The organism is Polynucleobacter sp. Tro8-14-1 (assembly GCF_018881655.1).
Taxonomy (GTDB): domain Bacteria; phylum Pseudomonadota; class Gammaproteobacteria; order Burkholderiales; family Burkholderiaceae; genus Polynucleobacter.
In genome coordinates this window covers 16,245-33,111 of record NZ_JACVPX010000011.1, presented here as the reverse complement: position 1 = coordinate 33,111, position 16,867 = coordinate 16,245, and the positions used below count along the sequence as shown (strand labels likewise).

The 16,867-nt window shown below is 46.2% G+C and carries 12 protein-coding genes; 8 read left to right on the top strand and 4 right to left on the bottom strand.

Annotated elements, in window-relative coordinates; translation table 11 throughout:
• The first annotated feature begins 36 nt into the window (after positions 1-36).
• A complete protein-coding gene (locus ICN34_RS11205) occupies positions 37-495 on the top strand; it encodes a hypothetical protein (RefSeq protein ID WP_255538661.1) in 459 nt (152 codons plus the stop codon).
• Positions 496-534: 39 nt separating this feature from the next.
• Positions 535-1,899, top strand: a complete 1,365-nt coding sequence (gene radA / locus ICN34_RS11200; RefSeq protein WP_072583050.1) for a DNA repair protein RadA — start codon at positions 535-537, stop codon at positions 1,897-1,899.
• Positions 1,900-1,903: 4 nt separating this feature from the next.
• On the opposite strand, the gene prmB is transcribed toward radA, so the two are convergent.
• Genes prmB through dapD form a run of 3 tightly spaced genes read right to left on the bottom strand, consistent with a single transcriptional unit; the run spans position 1,904 to position 4,834 of the window.
• Complete coding sequence (gene prmB / locus ICN34_RS11195; RefSeq protein WP_216122706.1) at positions 1,904-2,800, bottom strand: 50S ribosomal protein L3 N(5)-glutamine methyltransferase; 897 nt, start codon at positions 2,798-2,800, stop codon at positions 1,904-1,906.
• Positions 2,801-2,845: 45 nt separating this feature from the next.
• Complete coding sequence (gene dapE, locus ICN34_RS11190) at positions 2,846-3,997, bottom strand: succinyl-diaminopimelate desuccinylase (protein WP_216122705.1); 1,152 nt, start codon at positions 3,995-3,997, stop codon at positions 2,846-2,848.
• A 9-nt stretch (positions 3,998-4,006) separates the two neighbouring features.
• Positions 4,007-4,834 (bottom strand): 2,3,4,5-tetrahydropyridine-2,6-dicarboxylate N-succinyltransferase, encoded by an 828-nt coding sequence (dapD, locus tag ICN34_RS11185; protein WP_072583047.1) that lies wholly within the window; start codon positions 4,832-4,834, stop codon positions 4,007-4,009.
• 174 nt (positions 4,835-5,008) lie between these two features.
• Between dapD and smc the strand changes: the two genes are divergently transcribed.
• The 6 genes from smc (at position 5,009) to ICN34_RS11155 (ending at position 14,271) form a co-directional block, all read left to right on the top strand.
• The gene (gene smc, locus ICN34_RS11180; protein WP_216122702.1) at positions 5,009-8,530 is read left to right on the top strand and encodes a chromosome segregation protein SMC; all 3,522 of its coding nucleotides are present in this window, start codon (positions 5,009-5,011) and stop codon (positions 8,528-8,530) included.
• On the top strand, positions 8,531-9,601 hold the full coding sequence (locus ICN34_RS11175; protein WP_370624023.1) for a cell division protein ZipA C-terminal FtsZ-binding domain-containing protein: 1,071 nt from the start codon (positions 8,531-8,533) through the stop codon (positions 9,599-9,601). It begins immediately after the preceding gene.
• A gap of 9 nt (positions 9,602-9,610) precedes the next feature.
• The gene (gene ligA / locus ICN34_RS11170; protein WP_072583044.1) at positions 9,611-11,626 is read left to right on the top strand and encodes an NAD-dependent DNA ligase LigA; all 2,016 of its coding nucleotides are present in this window, start codon (positions 9,611-9,613) and stop codon (positions 11,624-11,626) included.
• A gap of 109 nt (positions 11,627-11,735) precedes the next feature.
• Positions 11,736-12,863 (top strand): NAD(P)-dependent oxidoreductase, encoded by a 1,128-nt coding sequence (locus tag ICN34_RS11165; RefSeq protein ID WP_072583043.1) that lies wholly within the window; start codon positions 11,736-11,738, stop codon positions 12,861-12,863.
• A 15-nt stretch (positions 12,864-12,878) separates the two neighbouring features.
• Positions 12,879-13,772, top strand: a complete 894-nt coding sequence (locus ICN34_RS11160; protein ID WP_143143888.1) for a hypothetical protein — start codon at positions 12,879-12,881, stop codon at positions 13,770-13,772.
• Positions 13,765-14,271 carry an NUDIX hydrolase gene (locus tag ICN34_RS11155; RefSeq protein WP_072583041.1) on the top strand — a complete coding sequence of 169 codons (507 nt, stop codon included), beginning with the start codon at positions 13,765-13,767 and terminating at the stop codon, positions 14,269-14,271. The genes ICN34_RS11160 and ICN34_RS11155 overlap by 8 nt, the downstream gene beginning before the upstream one ends.
• Here the strand turns inward: ICN34_RS11155 and ICN34_RS11150 are convergent.
• Positions 14,268-16,865, bottom strand: a complete 2,598-nt coding sequence (locus ICN34_RS11150) for a [protein-PII] uridylyltransferase (protein ID WP_072583040.1) — start codon at positions 16,863-16,865, stop codon at positions 14,268-14,270. The genes ICN34_RS11155 and ICN34_RS11150 overlap by 4 nt on opposite strands.
• Positions 16,866-16,867: the final 2 nt, after the last annotated feature.

Here is a 16,867-nt window from a genome sequence, read left to right as displayed (position 1 = left end):
TTGCTCCAATCAAAATTATTGACTTCAATATTTTTGTTGGCGTCTACGTTAGGTGGGGTTGTATTGGCAACTCCTGCAGAAGAGGCTGACCTTGATCAATTGAATAAGATTGAGCAAGACCTTGAGTTGCAGCGTGACTGGGCTAAATATCGCTGGGGCAAAGCATCCTCTGATTGCTATCAGAATTACTGGGTCAATTCTTGCTTGAGAAGCGCTCGCGCAGACTATCGCAAGGAAATCGATCCGATACGCGAGCAAGAGGTGGCTTTGCATGAAGTGCAGCGTAAGCTTCGTGAAAGTTTAAAGACTCAAGAAGACGCTAAGCGTGCTGCTGAGAGGGCCTCGCCCGAAAAAGCGGCTGAACGAACAGCTAATCAACGCGAGTTTGAGCAAAAGCAAAAAGATGCTGCAGCAAGAGCTGCTGACTTAGAGCAACGTCGTAAAGATGCCCCTAAGCGTACACAAGAAAATAAAGCGGGCACCCAGCTCGATTAATTTTTCCCTCAATTTACTTTTTATTGAATCAGGCAATCCTTGGCTAAAGTCAAAACGATTTACATTTGCCAATCTTGTGGCGGTACCTCTGCTAAGTGGCAGGGCCAGTGCCCATCTTGTCAGGCTTGGAATACCTTGGAAGAGGGTTTGCCTGAGACGACATCCAATGCACGCTTTCAGGGCTTGGCGCAATCACTGCCAAGACAAAAGTTATCCGCTATTAGCGCTGAAGACTTGCCAAGATTTAGCACAGGCGTTGAAGAGTTTGATCGTGTACTAGGTGGTGGCTTGGTTCCTGGTGGCGTGGTACTTTTGGGTGGCGATCCTGGTATTGGTAAATCTACCTTGCTACTCCAGGCATTAGCAGAGATGAGTTCTGCGGGCATGAATGTGCTTTATAGCAGTGGAGAAGAATCCGCTGCGCAGATTGCTCTGCGTGCAAAGCGTATTGCTTTAGATGCACCTCAGCTTGAAGTGTTAGCGGAGATTCAGCTGGAAAAACTGATATCGATTATGGATACCGTGAAGCCGCAAGTATTGGTAGTGGATTCGATTCAGACTTTGTATTCAGAGGTGTTAAGTTCGGCTCCTGGCTCTGTTGCACAGGTTCGTGAGTGTGCAGCGCAGCTCACTAGGGCCGCTAAATCAAGTGGTATCTGTGTGCTGATGGTCGGGCACGTTACCAAGGATGGTCATCTTGCTGGTCCTAGGGTCTTAGAGCACATTGTCGATACCGTTTTGTATTTTGAGGGTGATACCCATTCCTCTTTCCGCTTAGTGCGTTCGATCAAGAACCGTTTTGGTGCTGTCAATGAGTTGGGCGTATTTGCGATGACCGAAAAAGGTCTGCGCGGCGTAACGAATCCATCAGCCATTTTTCTGTCACAACATGAGCAAATGGTTCCGGGCGCTTGTGTATTGGTTACACAAGAGGGCAGTAGACCTTTATTGGTAGAGATTCAGGCTTTAGTAGATACAGCGCATGTGCCTAATCCCCGTCGTTTAGCCGTTGGCTTAGAGCAAGCGCGTTTGGCAATGCTTTTGGCGGTACTGCATCGTCATGCTGGCGTCGCTTGTTTTGATCAAGATGTATTCTTAAATGCAGTAGGCGGCGTCAAGATTTCTGAGCCGGCGGCTGACTTAGCCGTTCTTCTGGCGATTCAGTCATCTATTCGAAATCGCGCATTGCCAAAAGAGTTGATTGTTTTTGGTGAAGTAGGTTTGGCTGGTGAGATTCGTCCTTGTCCTCGTGGTCAAGAGCGCTTGAAAGAAGCTGCTAAATTAGGTTTTACTGTGGCCATCATTCCAAAAGCGAATATGCCGAAGACCAAGATTCCAGGGTTGAAAGTAATTCCAGTGGAGCGAATTGACCAGGCTATTGCTGCTGCAGCCGAGCTCAGTTAATTCCCTAGCGCAAGTCTTCCGCTTGAATTAATAAGACTTGCTCTTCTCCTGCGGATACTTCCATCCAGATTGCTGGAATTTGCGGGAAAGCCTTTTTGAAATGCTCATACTCATTACCAATCTCGAGCAAAATAGCGCCGCGCTCAGATAGGTAATCGGGTGCTGAAGCAATAATGCGCCTGATGATATCCATGCCATCTTCTCCACCAGCTAAAGCCAACTCTGGCTCTGCGTGATATTCAGTAGGAAGCGCATTCATGGAGGCGGCATTCACGTATGGTGGATTACAGATGATCAGATCAAAGAGGTTATCTTCATTTGGTTCTGGCAAAGCATCCCAAAGATCGCCATCTAATAGCTCTACTTGAGAGCTGAGACTGTGACGATCTATGTTACGGGCAGCTACAGAAAGTGCAGGCATGCTGATATCACACGCGCTTACATGAATATCTGGGCATGACATAGCCAAGAGAATTGCCAGCGAGCCATTACCAGTGCAAAGATCAAGCGCTTTGCCATCAGCTGGCAACCAGGTCTCTAGCGAGCCATCAACTATGAGTTCTGCAATCCAGGAACGCGGAACAATACTTTGCTCGCTGCAGAAAAAAGGCACGCCCATGAGCCAGGCTTCACCCAAGATGTAGGCTAGTGGTTTGCGTGTCGAGATTCTGGTATCGGCAATAGCGGATGCTTTTTGCTGTTGCTCATCGGAGATTGCATCATCTAGGTGATCCAAAGCTTCTGCGGGGCTGAGATTAAGCTGTTTGCTCACAATCCACAAAGCTTCACTTTGGGCATCAATTGCGCCGTGGCCGTAATGTAAGTTTGCCGCTTCGAGTGTTTGTGTAACGTGATTGATGCACTGGTTTACTGTGAGGTGTTGCTGAGACTCAGGGTCCATGATGTGGAGTTCTTTAGAAGAAAAGTCGGGTGCGCAATTGATCGATCAAGCGATTAACTGTTCGAGGGTCTTGCGATAGATATTTTTGAGTGGCACGACATCGTCAACGATGACACACTCATCAATCTTGTGACTAGTCGCATTGAGGGGGCCAAACTCCACAACCTCTTTGCAAATCTTGGCGATAAAGCGGCCATCACTGGTACCACCAGTAGTGGAAAGTTCTGTATCAATGTTGACTTCTGCTTTGATGGCCTTGCGTAATGCTCCAGCCAGATCACCATCACCAGTAATGAACGGGCTACCGCCCAATACCCAGTCAATCTCGAATTCAAGACCTGCATCCTTCAGAATCTTTTCTAGACGCTCACGTAGTTGCTCTGGCTTGCTCTCGGTGGAGAAGCGGAAGTTAAAGTCGATCACCAACTCACCAGGAATCACGTTATTAGCACCGGTGCCAGCATGCATGTTGGAGATCTGAAAACTGGTGGGTTGAAAGTATTCATTACCTTTGTCCCACTCGGTTTCTACTAATGCAGAAATTGCTGGTGCCGACAGATGAATTGGATTCTTGCCGAGGTGAGGGTAGGCAATGTGCGCCTGAATACCTTTCACCTTGAGCTTGCCTGACAAAGAGCCGCGACGACCATTCTTAATCATGTCGCCAAGCCGATCAACTGAAGTCGGTTCACCAATGACGCAGTAGTCCAAACGCTGACCTTGTTTTTGTAGGCGATCGCACATGATGACTGTGCCATCGTTAGCGGGACCTTCTTCATCGCTGGTGATTAAGAAAGCAATGGTGCCTTGATGATCTGGGTGTGTAGTGACAAACTCTTCTGTAGCAACCACAAAACCAGCGAGGGATGTTTTCATATCCGCTGCGCCACGACCATAGAGCATGCCGTCTCGAATGGTTGGGGTAAAGGGATTGTTTGTCCACTTCTCTAATGGGCCAGTAGGCACTACATCGGTATGGCCTGCAAATACCAAGACTTTGCCTTGATCGCCAGCTGTACCTTTTTTAATCGCCCACAAGTTGGTTACCTGGAAATTTTCAGGGCCGCTCACCACGCTCTCGGTATGAAAACCAATCGCTTGGAGACGTTTAGCAATTAAATCTTGGCAGCCACCATCGGCCGGGGTTACGGAATGGCAGGCGATGAGAGCTTCGGTGAGCTCAAGTGTGGCGCTCATGGATTGAACTTAGTCGCGGAGTAATTCGTTAATAGCTGTCTTTGCTCTGGTTTGAGCATCAACCTTCTTAACGATGATTGCGGCATACAAGCTGTACTTGCCGCAAGCGGAAGGAAGGGAGCCCGGAACAACTACTGAGCCAGCTGGAACGCGACCGTAGTGCACTTCGCCAGTTTCGCGGTCATAAATCTTGGTGCTTTGGCCAATATAGACACCCATAGATAAAACAGCGTTTTCTTCAATCACAACGCCTTCAACTACCTCAGAGCGGGCGCCAATAAAGCAGTTATCTTCAATAATCACTGGGCCAGCTTGGATTGGCTCCAAAACACCACCAATACCAACGCCGCCAGAAAGGTGAACGTTTTTGCCAATTTGAGCGCAAGAACCTACGGTTGCCCAGGTATCGACCATCGTGCCTTCACCGACATAGGCGCCAATATTGACGTAAGAAGGCATTAAAACAGCGTTTTTGCCGATAAATGAGCCGCGGCGGGCCATGGCAGGGGGAACAACGCGGAATCCACCAGCAGCAAAGTCGGCGGCAGTGTAGTTTTCAAACTTGCTAGGAACCTTGTCGTAGAACTGGGTAAACCCACCAGCACTCATAGGTTGATTGTCTTCGAGGCGGAAAGAAAGCAAAACGGCCTTCTTAACCCATTGATTTACTTCCCACTTACCGACGTCACGGCGCTCAGCCACGCGAATAGTACCGGCATTAAGGCCCTCTAATACGGCATTTACAGCATTACGGACATCCCCAGGGGCGCTATCTGGAGAGAGGTTTGCGCGGTTTTCCCAGGCTTGTTCAATGATGTTTTGTGGTGATTGGCTCATGCTTTTTAGTTAACTATCAGATTGTTAAGGGATTTTGTCCCGGGAGGTAGATTTATCATTATATAGATGGGGCAAAAACGCGTCCAAGCAGGCAAGAGCTTGCTATCATCTTCCCACTTTAGCTTTAATTTTTACCCCTTTATTTGAACCTCTTTTTTCCCTGCAAAGTACGCCGTGCAACTGAAATCCATCAAACTTTCCGGCTTTAAGTCTTTCGTAGACCCAACCCATTTTGAAATGCCTGGCCAACTCATTGGCGTTGTGGGTCCTAACGGTTGCGGAAAGTCGAACATTATTGACGCCGTCCGCTGGGTTTTGGGAGAATCCCGTGCCAGCGAATTGCGTGGCGAATCAATGCAGGACGTTATTTTTAATGGCTCTGGTTTACGTAAGCCATCTGGCCGCGCTAGTGTTGAACTCATTTTTGATAACACTGAAGGGCGCGCTCAAGGTCAGTGGAGTGCTTTTACAGAATTAGGTATCAAACGCGTTTTAACTCGCGATGGAAATTCTAGTTACTACGTGAATAACCAAGTAGTACGTCGCAAAGATATTCAAGATATTTTCTTGGGCACTGGTATGGGTCCAAGAGGTTACGCCATTATTGGTCAAGGCACGATCAACCGTATTTTGGAAGCAAAGCCAGAAGAGTTGCGTGTGTTCTTAGAAGAGGCTGCTGGTGTTTCTAAATATAAAGAGCGTCGCAAGGAAACGGCCTCACGTTTAGAAGACACTGTAGAAAATTTAACGCGTGTTGAAGATATCTTGCGAGAGCTTGATCAACAACTCACTCGCTTAGAAAAACAAGCGACTGTTGCTGAGCGTCATGCTGAGCTTTCTACACAGATGAAGTCTCAGCAACAACTGCTTTGGTTTGTGCGTCAGACCGAGGCTGGTAAAGAACAAGAGCGCCATGTGAACGGTATCCGCGATACGCAAGTTGGCTTGGAAGAGCAGACCGCTAAGCTACGCCACGTCGAGGCCGAGCTAGAAACCATGCGTACAGAACAGTACGCATTACAAGATAAAGTTTCTCAAGCGCAAGGTGATTTATATCAAACCAATTCTGACGTCAGTCAAGTTGAGGCGCAGATTCTTTATGTGCAAGAAGCGCGTCAACGTTTGCAGCAACAAACTCAGGATTTACAAGCGCAGTTACAGCGCTGGACTGTCCAAGAAACAGATGCGGCACAAGCGCAACGTACTACTGAGCATGAGTTGTCTTTAGCTGCTGAAAAAGAACAAACACTCTTAGCGGATTTAAATGGTTTGCAAGAGCAAATGCCAAGTCGTGAAGAGGCTTATCAAAACGCTTCACGTGAACTCAATAGCGCACGTGATTCAGTTGCCTCTATTGAGCAACGTTTAGCCAGTTTGGGTGAACGCCTGCGTTCAATGTCAGCTCAGTCAGATGAATTGAAGGGGCGCGAAACTCGCCTTGTTGGTGAATTCGATGGCTTACGTCGTCCTGATGCTGAGGCATTGCAAACAGCAATAGATCGTCAGGTCATGGCTGCCCGTAAAGTTGAGGAAGCTAAACAGCGCGCTGTAGAAACCCAACAACGCGTTCCGGCTGCTGATGAAGCCCGCAATACTGCGCAACAACAGATTCAAGTTGCTAACCAAGACCTCGCTCAAACTGAAGCCAAGTTGACGGCATTGACTGCCCTGCAGGCAAGTGTTCAAGCTCAAGGGAAGATTGGACCTTGGCTTGAAAGTAAGGGTCTTAAAGAGAGCAAGCGCCTCTGGCAAGAGCTCAAAGTAGAGAGCGGCTGGGAAACTGCGCTGGAATCAGTGCTGCGAGAGCGTTTAGCTGCTGTCACTGCAAAGAGTGTGCAAGAAACATTAGCCTTGGCTAATGATGCCCCTCCAAGTCGTTTGGCCATCTTACTCACCGAAGAAATTACGCCAGCACATACCTCCGCTCCAGCGGACTTCACGCCATTATTGAGTCGCGTGCAAAGTGCAGGCGCTGCAAGATTGACCTCTGTTCTTCAAGAGTGGCTAGACAAGATCTACATTGCTAGCAGTCTTGAAGATGCTTTGCATCGCCGTGAAAAATTACCAGCTGGTGGCGCATTCGTTACCCAGCAAGGTCATTTGGTGAGTCGTGTTGGCGTACAACTCTATGCAGCTGATTCTGAGCAAGCCGGTATGTTGGCGCGTGCTCAAGAGATGGAAAGTCTCGAGAAGCAATTACGCGCACAACAACTCATGCAAAGCGAGCTCAAAGGCGAGCTAGATCAGTGTATTGCTAACTATCAAGCAGCACACCAAGCGGCAGAACATGCTCGTGAGAATGCAGAGCATGCTGTTCAAGAATCACACGGCTTTGAAGTGGAAAGAATGCAGTTGACTCAAGCTGAAGAGCAATACAGTCAACGTGCAGCACAGATTCAGGGTGAATTAAGCGAGTTACGCCAACAAATGGAGCAAGTGAGTCAGACCCAAGAGCAGTCTGCTGCTGAATTGCTTGAATCTGAAGAATCTAAAGAAGGCTTGCAAGAAGCTTTGCAAGTAGCGCAAGAAAAATTAGAGCGCTCTACTGAAGAGCGCGATCGTTTGCGTGAGTCACTCCGTTCCGCTGAAATGGCTGCTCAAGAAGCGGCTTTTGCAACGCGCTCATTGCAACAGCGCATCACTGATTTGCAACGTGATCAAAGTACCGCCCGTACTCAGATCATGGAAATTCAGGATAAGCATGATGCCGCCGCTCAAGAACTAGAAACTCTGAGCGACGAAGAGGCGCAAGATAAATTACAAGGTCTATTGCTAGCGCGCAGTGCACGTGAAGCTGCCTTAGCGAATGCTCGTACTGAGCAGGATGCTTTATTGCATCAATTGCGTGAAGCCGATGAGTCTCGTATGCAAGTTGAGCGCAGCCTGCAGCCAATGCGTGACAAGGTAGTGGATTTGCAATTGCGTGAACAGGCTGCCCGTTTGAACTTTGAGCAATTTGCCACATTGTTATCTGATGCAGAGGCTGACCTTACTGCACTTGAGGCAAATTTCAGTGCTGACTTGAAAGTTGGCGCCTTGCAGAGCGAGGTGAATCGCTTGAATACTGAAATTCAGTCTTTAGGCCCAGTGAATATGGCTGCTTTGGATGAGCTATCAAGCTCCCGTGAACGTAAGCAGTTCTTGGATGCGCAGTCTGCTGACTTGAATGAAGCAATGCAGACTCTGACAGATGCAATCGCGAAAATCGATGCCGAGACACGTGATTTATTGCAGGGCACTTTTGATCAGGTCAATACCCACTTCGGCAAGCTCTTCCCTGAGTTGTTTGGTGGTGGTCATGCTGAATTGGTAATGACTGGTGATGAGATTTTGGATTCTGGCGTACAGGTCATGGCTCAGCCTCCTGGCAAGAAAAATAGCTCTATTTACCTCCTCTCTGGTGGTGAAAAGGCTTTGACTGCAATTGCCTTGGTGTTCTCACTGTTCCTTTTGAACCCGGCCCCATTTTGCTTGCTTGATGAGGTAGATGCTCCATTGGATGACGCAAATACCTTGCGTTATGCAAAGCTAGTTGCCAAAATGTCAGATAAGACACAGTTTTTGTTTATCTCTCATAACAAGATCACTATGGAAATCGCACATCAATTGATTGGTGTCACGATGCAAGAGCAGGGTGTATCCCGCATTGTTGCGGTGGATATTTCTTCTGCTGTTTCAATGGTGGAGGCCGCCTAAGTGTACGTAGAACAAATCATGACGATGTTGGGCTTGTCTGATTTGCAATTTGCTTTGGCTATTATTGGCTTATTAATTCTGATAGCAGTGGCGGTTCTGAATATTAAGTATGCCCGCGCTCGTCGCAAGGCAAAAGAGCTCAGTGAGTATTCTTTAGATGATCGCTTTGGAAAAGAGCCTAGCTTTGGTCAAGGCTTTGCTGATGGCGATGCAGGGCGCACTGAGCCCAGCTTCGGCGAAGCGTTAACAACTATTTCAGCCCCAGAAAAGTTTGCGATAGATCCACGGATTGATTGTGTGATCACACTGCGCTTTGATGAGGCTATTAGCGGCTCAGAAATTCTAGAAGAAATAAATGCCTGGACGGATCTTGAGGCTCAATCGACTGCACGCTGGATGTGTGAGGGCTTAAATGCCAATCTATATGTTGCTGAGGACTGGGAAGTGCTCCATCCTGACTCTACGTATTCTGATTTACAGCTAGCTATTCAGCTGGCAAGCCGCAAAGGCGCTATCGGTGTTCTAGAGCTATCCGATTTTTGTTCTCGTGCCCAAGCGCTTGCTGAGACTTTGGGTTCACAAATCGATATGCCGAGCGTGAGCACGATGTTGGAAAGTGCGAATGAGTTAGATGTCATGGCCGCCGAGAGCGATATTCAATTGAGTATCAATGTGTTATTCGATGAACCATGTCCATGGGGTAACTTTGATGCACTCATGCGTCAACGTGGCTTCAAGCTATCTCGTAATGGCCGCCAATATGAATATCTCAGCAAAGGCGTAGTGCTGTTTAGTAGCACTGATTTTGATCCAAATAAATCGGTAACTCAGGTGACCTTATTGCTTGAAGTTCCCTTGGTGCCACAAGAAGAGCGCGCATTTGAAAGAATGCTCTCTGAAGGCGTGGAGATTGCGCAAGCTGCCCATGGCCGCTTAGTGGATGACAATGGCATCAACTTGAGTGAGGCCGCTGTCATCAGCATTCGTCAGCACCTTGATGTTCTCTACGCCAATCTTGAGAAATCTGGCGTCCCTGCTGGATCTTCTACAGCTAGCAGATTATTTAGCTAGGAAATTACTTTGTCGTCTACTAGTCCGACAAATTTAGCGGAGCGTTACGCATTCTTGCAAGTAGAGCTTGCCCGTCTAGAGCATGCCTATTACGTTTTAGATAATCCGCTTCTTCCGGATATTGAATACGACCGCCTCTATAGAGAGTTAATTGATATTGAGACTGCTCATCCCGAGTGGATTACCCCAGAATCCTTGTCTCAGCGGGTAGGTGGAACAGCACTAAAAGAGTTTGATTCGGTTACCCATGCGGTACCAATGCTTTCTTTAAATAATGCATTTGAAGATAGCGAGCTGATTGCCTTTGATCGTCGTTGTCGTGAGGCTCTTCATGCTAATCATGTGACCTATGCAGGGGAATTGAAGTTTGATGGCTTGGCGATTTCTCTTCGCTATGAAAATGGTTCCCTGCTAACAGCAGCAACCCGAGGTGACGGTGCCAGCGGCGAGGATGTTACCGCTAATATCAAAACGATTCGCGCCATTCCTCTCAAGCTCACGGGCAAGAATATTCCGAAAGTTCTAGAAGTGCGTGGAGAAGTCTTTATGTACCTCAAAGACTTCGAGAAGATGAATCGACAAGCTGCAGAGTTGGGTGAGAAAGAATTCGCTAACCCTCGTAATGCGGCAGCAGGTAGCCTTCGTCAATTGGATTCGAAGATCACTGCTAAACGGCCACTCTCCTTCTTTGCTTATGGCTTGGGCGCCCTAGAGCCAGCCTCTTGGTTGCCTCAAACCCATGAAGAATTGCTTAATACTTACGCTGAACTGGGCTTGCCAGTGTGCGCTGAGCGCAAGGTTTTGCATTCGGTAGAGGAGATCTTGGCGTTCTATAACGAAGTGGGGGCCAAGAGGGATTCATTGCCGTATGACATTGATGGCGTGGTCTATAAGGTGAACTCATTTGCTGAGCAAGCTAAGTTGGGATTTGTTTCAAGAGCTCCTAGATTTGCGCTCGCCCATAAGTACCCAGCACAAGAAGCTCTGACTACTGTTTTAGGTATCGATGTGCAAGTAGGTCGAACAGGAGCAATTACTCCGGTGGCACGACTTGCTCCAGTAGAGGTTGGTGGTGTAACTGTTACCAATGCAACCTTGCACAATGAAGATGAGGTTAAGCGCAAAGATGTGCGTATTGGCGATACCGTATCAGTGCGTAGAGCAGGTGATGTCATTCCGGAAGTGGTTTCTGTGATTAAGGATCGACGTCCAGCCGATGCAAGAGAATTTGTGATGCCTACAAACTGTCCGGTATGTGATTCCCATATCGAGCGCTTAGCAGATGAAGCAGTTGCGCGTTGTAGTGGCGGATTATTCTGTGGCGCGCAGCGCAAGCAGGCCTTGATCCACTTTGCTCATAGAAGGGCGCTGGATATTGAAGGTCTAGGCGAGAAGATTGTCGATCAATTGGTGGATCACAACCTTGTTAGAACTCCGGCTGATCTCTACAGACTTGGTTTTACTGCGCTAGCTAACCTAGAGCGTATGGGTGAGAAGTCTGCAGACAATCTCATTCAGGCAATCAATCAATCTAGAAACACTACCTTAGCGAGATTTATCTTTGCATTGGGTATCCGTCATGTGGGTGAGACTACCGCCAAGGATTTAGCGAATCACTATCAATCGATGCATGCCTTAATGGATGCAAATCTTGAAGACCTTCTCACCGTTAAAGACGTAGGCCCTGTGGTTGCAGATTCCATCACCAGCTTTATGCAAGAAGCTCACAATCGTGAGGTAATTGAGCAACTCTTAGCTTCTGGAATGCAACTTTCCGTAGAGGCAAAAGTTATTAGTGCAGCTGTTGTAGGTAAGACCTTTGTCCTGACTGGTACATTTCCAACAATGACCCGTGATGAGGCTAAAGACCTGCTTGAAAAAGCAGGCGCAAAAGTGGCTGGATCAGTCTCCAAGAAAACAGACTATGTAGTTGCTGGTGCGGATGCTGGTAGCAAGCTAACTAAGGCCGAAGAACTGGGTGTGCCAGTGATTGATGAATCTACAATGCTGAATTTATTGAAGTAAAAGAAATTTAACGCACAAATTATTGTGCGTATGTCAGTAGTTTCTTACTCAAAAATCAGGTGGCAGTTTTTAGCAGCCCTCATTAAGATTTTCTGTTTGAAAGTCTTCCATGCAGAAATATCCTGGATTTTTTAGTTCAATTATTAGTCCAAATAGATACAGAAATGTAGATAGCGTGCTTGTAGTGATGCACGCAAATGTTGAATTTCTGAATTTCTTAACCGCATTAGCTGGAGTTGCTAGGATAGCTGGAGTTATACCTAAGGCAAGTTCCAAAAAATTTGCTAACTTAGATGCCTTGAAAAAACAATATCCCGTCTTTGATGTTGATCGAAGTGAGATACTGGCTAGCCCCGATCAATTTATTAATGCAATTGATCGTTTAATCAAGAATGAGCGATTCGCCATAATAGATATGGGCGGTTATTTTTCTCATGTCGCCTTAGACCTTACAAAAATATTCGATAAGCAAATTGTTGGTATTGTTGAAGACACTGAGAATGGTCATCAGAAATATGATGCTCTGATTAAGCAGAGGCGTTCTAATGAAAATCTGGTTCCCGTAATATCTGTAGCTCGTAGCCCCCTTAAAGAGCCTGAAGATTCATTGGTTGGGCAGGCAATTGTTTTTTCTGCCGAAGCGATTATGCGCACCCAGGGATTAATTCTCCTTGGGAAGCGCGTTGGCGTCATTGGATTTGGAAAGATTGGAAGATCCATTGCATTTTCACTCTTATCAAGAGGGGCCAGGGTTGATGTCTTTGATACAAACCCAATTCTGCTTGCTTCAGCCCTATCTCTTGGTTTCCATACGTCGCCTAGATCAGAATTTCTAAGATCAGCAGATGTTCTCTTCTGCGCTACTGGGAATAAATCATTATCAGTAGCCGATGAGGATTTATTTAAGAGTGGCCTTCACATATTTTGCGCAACGTCGTCCGATGATGAGCTCTCAACATGTCTTCGATACAAGATTGATGCAGCTTCCGCATCATTGAGGACGTATTCCTGCAAGATCGATCTAAAGGATAAGTATGTGTATATCCACAATAAAGGTAACTCGGTAAATTTCGTTCATGGTGCTGTTGTGGACAGCTTTATTGAGTTGGTACAGGGAGAAATTATTTACTCAATTGGAAGTCTATGTGACGCACCTCGAAACACAATTTCACATCTGCCAGAACCAGATAAAAGATTCATAGCCGAGAATTGGATATCACATCATCAGTACGCCTAGTGAGTCAGTTAATTGATGGTTGACTCTTTGCCAGTTTTGGCCTCGATTATCTCCACATTTAGTCGCGCTGGACTTAATGTAGTTGACCGTAGGCAATTTCAAAAAGAAAAAGCATGCCCTTTAGTAATTGGCTACTGGAACAATCTTTTGCCAGTATTTTTAATGCTTCCAATCATTCTTTTTACTCCAGCATTTGATAATTGCCTTAAGGATCTGCTGACTGTAGATCTGGTATTTATGTCGATCTTGATCCAGTGTGTAGCCTATTCTTTTTCTTTTGTGTTTAAGCGCCTGAGAGTGACAGATGTGGCTGTTTTATCAAAAGCTGCTGATGTTACGGTTCCAATAGCATTGGCATTTTTAGGTTTTTATTCAATCTCCTATATATCCTTTTTATTTTTGTCGACAATATTGGTTTTATTTATTTTCTCGACTGGGTTTGATGTTTTTAGAAAGACCTATAAATCTGCAGTCGTCTTAGTTTTAATGCTTACTACTCAAGGGGTTTGCGCATACTTTTTTGGGTTGAACACAACGCATGACAGGGAGTTTTGGAGCTTATTATCGGCAGCCTTCTCTGTTTTATTTTGGAGGTTTATTTTTTCTGGTGTTTTTCTGATTTATGGGCGAGGCCTTTCTTGGGTTTACTTCTTTCCAAAAGAGTTTCTCTCGCACGGTGGATTTTATTTTCGAGGTTCTCTAACTTTAGTGACGCAGGTTACGTTTGTTCTTGCAATTACAGCAAAGAATTTGATGATTGTTTGGCCAATACTAAATGCAACTGGTTTTTTAGGAGCAGTTTTTGCTTATTTATTTCTTGGGGAAAAATTAAGACCAAAAGATTTTTTGTTTATTTCTTTTTCTTTTTTAATTAGCGTTCTGATAGTTATCATCTTTAATAATGAATAATTTTAATTTAAATATCATCCAAAAACTTGAAGGTATTAAATCAATCTCTCCGTTTAAAGATCGGGTGAATGCGATTTTAAATTATGAATCTTCTTTTAGAAGAACCAATCGAATTGGGCATATCACCGCAAGTGGTTTAGTCATTAAAGCTGACAAGGTTCTGTTAATCTTTCATCCATATATCAAGCATTGGCTTCAGCCTGGAGGTCATATTGATGAAGGGGATTCACCAGTTGAAGCTGCCATTAGGGAGGTATATGAGGAAACTGGTTATATCTGCGAGCTAGATGCCAACAGTCAAGAGCCCATTGACATTGATATTCACGAGATTCCTGAGAATCCCAAAAAGGGTGAGAGTGCTCATTTGCACATAGATCTACTTTATAGGTTGCGAGCCCTACGACAAGAGCAATCTGCAGAAGATATTAAATGTAAGTGGTTTGCTTTTAGCGATATTGAAAGCATTCGCATCCAACGTGCTTTAGCTAAATTGCTTTAAGCCCCTAAGGCCTCAAGTAATTCTGTCTCAAGCTGTATCTGTAGCTTGGGATTCTTACCGAGGTTTGCTGCATCCAGTAATAGAACGTCTTCGACTCTTTCTCCTAGTGTATTAATTCTGGCGGTATGAATGGATACCTGATGCTTCGCCAATACTCTAGAGATTGTGTAAAGCAAGCCAGTACGGTCGCTCGCAGAGAGCGCAAGCGTGTAATAACGGCCACGATCATCTGGCACCATGTGCACACGTGGCTGAATTGGAAATGTGCGTGATTGTCTGGAGAGTCGCCCCATGCTTGGATTGGGGAGTGGCTCTGCATTGGTTAAAGCCTCAGTTAGCTCGAACTCTACCAACTGAATAATGTCGCGATAGCTACCACCTTCATCTACTAGGTTGCTGCCGGAGATTTGGAAGGTGTCTAGAGCATAGCCATGACGTGTCGTATGAATACGCGCATCCCAAATGGAGAAACCATGTCTTTCAAAGTAGGCACAGATTCTGGCAAACAGATCTTCTTGGTCTTTAACGTAAACGGCCACTTGCAAGCCTTCACCAATGGGGGACAGTCTTGCTCTCACAATCGGTTGGTCGCTATTCACCTTGTTGTATAGATGACGTGTGAGCCACGCAATGTCAGATGAGTCCTGTCTTAGGAAGAAGGCTACATCTAGTTGCTTCCATAAATCTTCATAAGATTCGTCATTAATGCCGTACAGACGTAATTTGGCTTTGGACTCTTCTTGGTGTTGTGCTAATTCTGATGAGGCATCTGTCTTGGCTCCACCGAGCACTCTTAAGGTCGCACGATATAGATCCTCAAGTAGCTTGCCTTTCCAGGCATTCCAAACCTTAGGACTGGTTCCGCGCACGTCAGCCACGGTTAACAAATAGAGCGCAGTAAGGTGACGCTCATCACCTACTTTTCTGGCAAATGCCTTCACGACATCTGGGTCGGTGATGTCTTGTTTCTGAGCGGTTTGACTCATGTTGAGGTGCTCGGCAACCAACCATACTAATAGCTCGGTATCTTTTTTATCTAAGCCATGATCCTTAGCAAACTTGCGCATATCAGCTCTGCCTAATTGCGAGTGATCACCACCACGTCCTTTGGCAATGTCATGGAAGAGTGCGGCAATAACCAGTAACCAAGGTTTTTCAAAGTGAGCAATGAGGCTGCTACAAAAGGGGAATTCATGGGTATGTTCCACAACCATGAAGCGGCGTACATTCCGCAGCACCATCAAGATGTGTTGATCAACGGTATACACATGAAATAAGTCATGCTGCATCTGCCCAACAATCTTGCGGAAGGCTGGAAGGTAGCGACCAAGAACGCTGCTGCGATTCATGAGGTGAAAGGCGCGACTGACGCCTTCAGGTTGCTTTAGCAACTCCATGAAGAGCGCTCTATTGACAGGGTCGGCTCGCCACTTGCCATCCATCTTGGTGCGAGCGTTATATAGAGCTCTAAAAATAGTTGCAGACAGGCTCTTTACATTTGAGGTTTGAGCAAATACCAAGAAGGTTCTTAGAATTTGTTCAGGATGCTTCTGAAAGAGTTGCGGGTCGGTAATATCCAATACCCCCTGACGCTCAATAAAGTGCTCATTACCTTCGCCCGGAATAGAGAGGATTGTCTTAGACTCTTGCGGAAAGAGTAGGGCTTCAATGTTTTGCAAGAGAACGTCATTAAGCTGTGTAACTGCTTTAGCTGCCCAGTAATAGCGACGCATAATGGCTTCGCTGGCTTGACGTGAGGATTCTTGTTTGATTCCCATCGATGCTGCTAATGCTGCTTGCAAATCAAATGCAAGAACGTCTTGCCTGCGTCCGGCTAACAAATGGAGGTTGGCGCGCAGGGTTTCCAAGAAGCGTTGATTGCGTTTGAGCTCAGTGAGTTCGCGCTGCGTCACCAGACCAGCTTCATTGAGGTCCTTGAAGGTATCGCCCAATAATGCAGCCTTACTAACCCAGGTGATGACCTGTAAGTCACGTAAGCCCCCAGGGCTCTCTTTGCAATTAGGCTCTAAGGAGTAAGGAGTGTTCTGGTATTTGTAATGACGCTGAATTTGTTCGGCTTGTTTGGCCTGAAAGAAGGCTTTGGGGTCCATTGCCGCTTCAAAAGCTTTGGCAAAGTCTTTAAAGAGCTGCTTCTTGCCACAAATGAGTCGCGCTTCTAAAAGTGAGGTGCGCACGGTAATGTCTTGCTCTGACTCAGAGATGCATTCAGCAACATTTCTGACTGAGGAGCCAATTTCCAATCCGGTATCCCAGCAGCTTGCAACAAATTGCTCAACTTGCTTTGAAAGAGCTCTAGCCTGTTCTTCATCAGCAGGCAGCAGAATCAGAATATCAATATCGGAGTAAGGAAATAGTGCGCCTCTACCGAATCCGCCAACTGCGACTAAGGTAGCTTCATTATTTAAGCCGCAGCTATTCCAGAGATGGGAGAGGAGTTGATCGCTTAACTTAGCAAGTTGCTTAGTTAATTTACCAACAGACTGTGTTTTTCTAAACTCGTCGTAAGCAATTTCGCGAGCGGCACGCAGGCTAGTTGCATCAATAACATTGCCAACTGCTTGCGACTGACTCATTC

Excerpts from the sequence above, each read along its gene's own strand:
- ICN34_RS11165 (WP_072583043.1), top strand. The coding sequence starts at position 11,736 with ATGCAGAAATATCCTGGATTTTTTAGTTCAATTATTAGTCCAAATAGA.
- ICN34_RS11150 (WP_072583040.1), bottom strand. The coding sequence starts at position 16,865 with ATGAGTCAGTCGCAAGCAGTTGGCAATGTTATTGATGCAACTAGCCTG.
- ICN34_RS11160 (WP_143143888.1), top strand. The coding sequence starts at position 12,879 with ATGGTTGACTCTTTGCCAGTTTTGGCCTCGATTATCTCCACATTTAGT.
- ICN34_RS11155 (WP_072583041.1), top strand. The coding sequence starts at position 13,765 with ATGAATAATTTTAATTTAAATATCATCCAAAAACTTGAAGGTATTAAA.
- dapE (WP_216122705.1), bottom strand. The coding sequence starts at position 3,997 with ATGAGCGCCACACTTGAGCTCACCGAAGCTCTCATCGCCTGCCATTCC.
- dapD (WP_072583047.1), bottom strand. The coding sequence starts at position 4,834 with ATGAGCCAATCACCACAAAACATCATTGAACAAGCCTGGGAAAACCGC.
- prmB (WP_216122706.1), bottom strand. The coding sequence starts at position 2,800 with ATGGACCCTGAGTCTCAGCAACACCTCACAGTAAACCAGTGCATCAAT.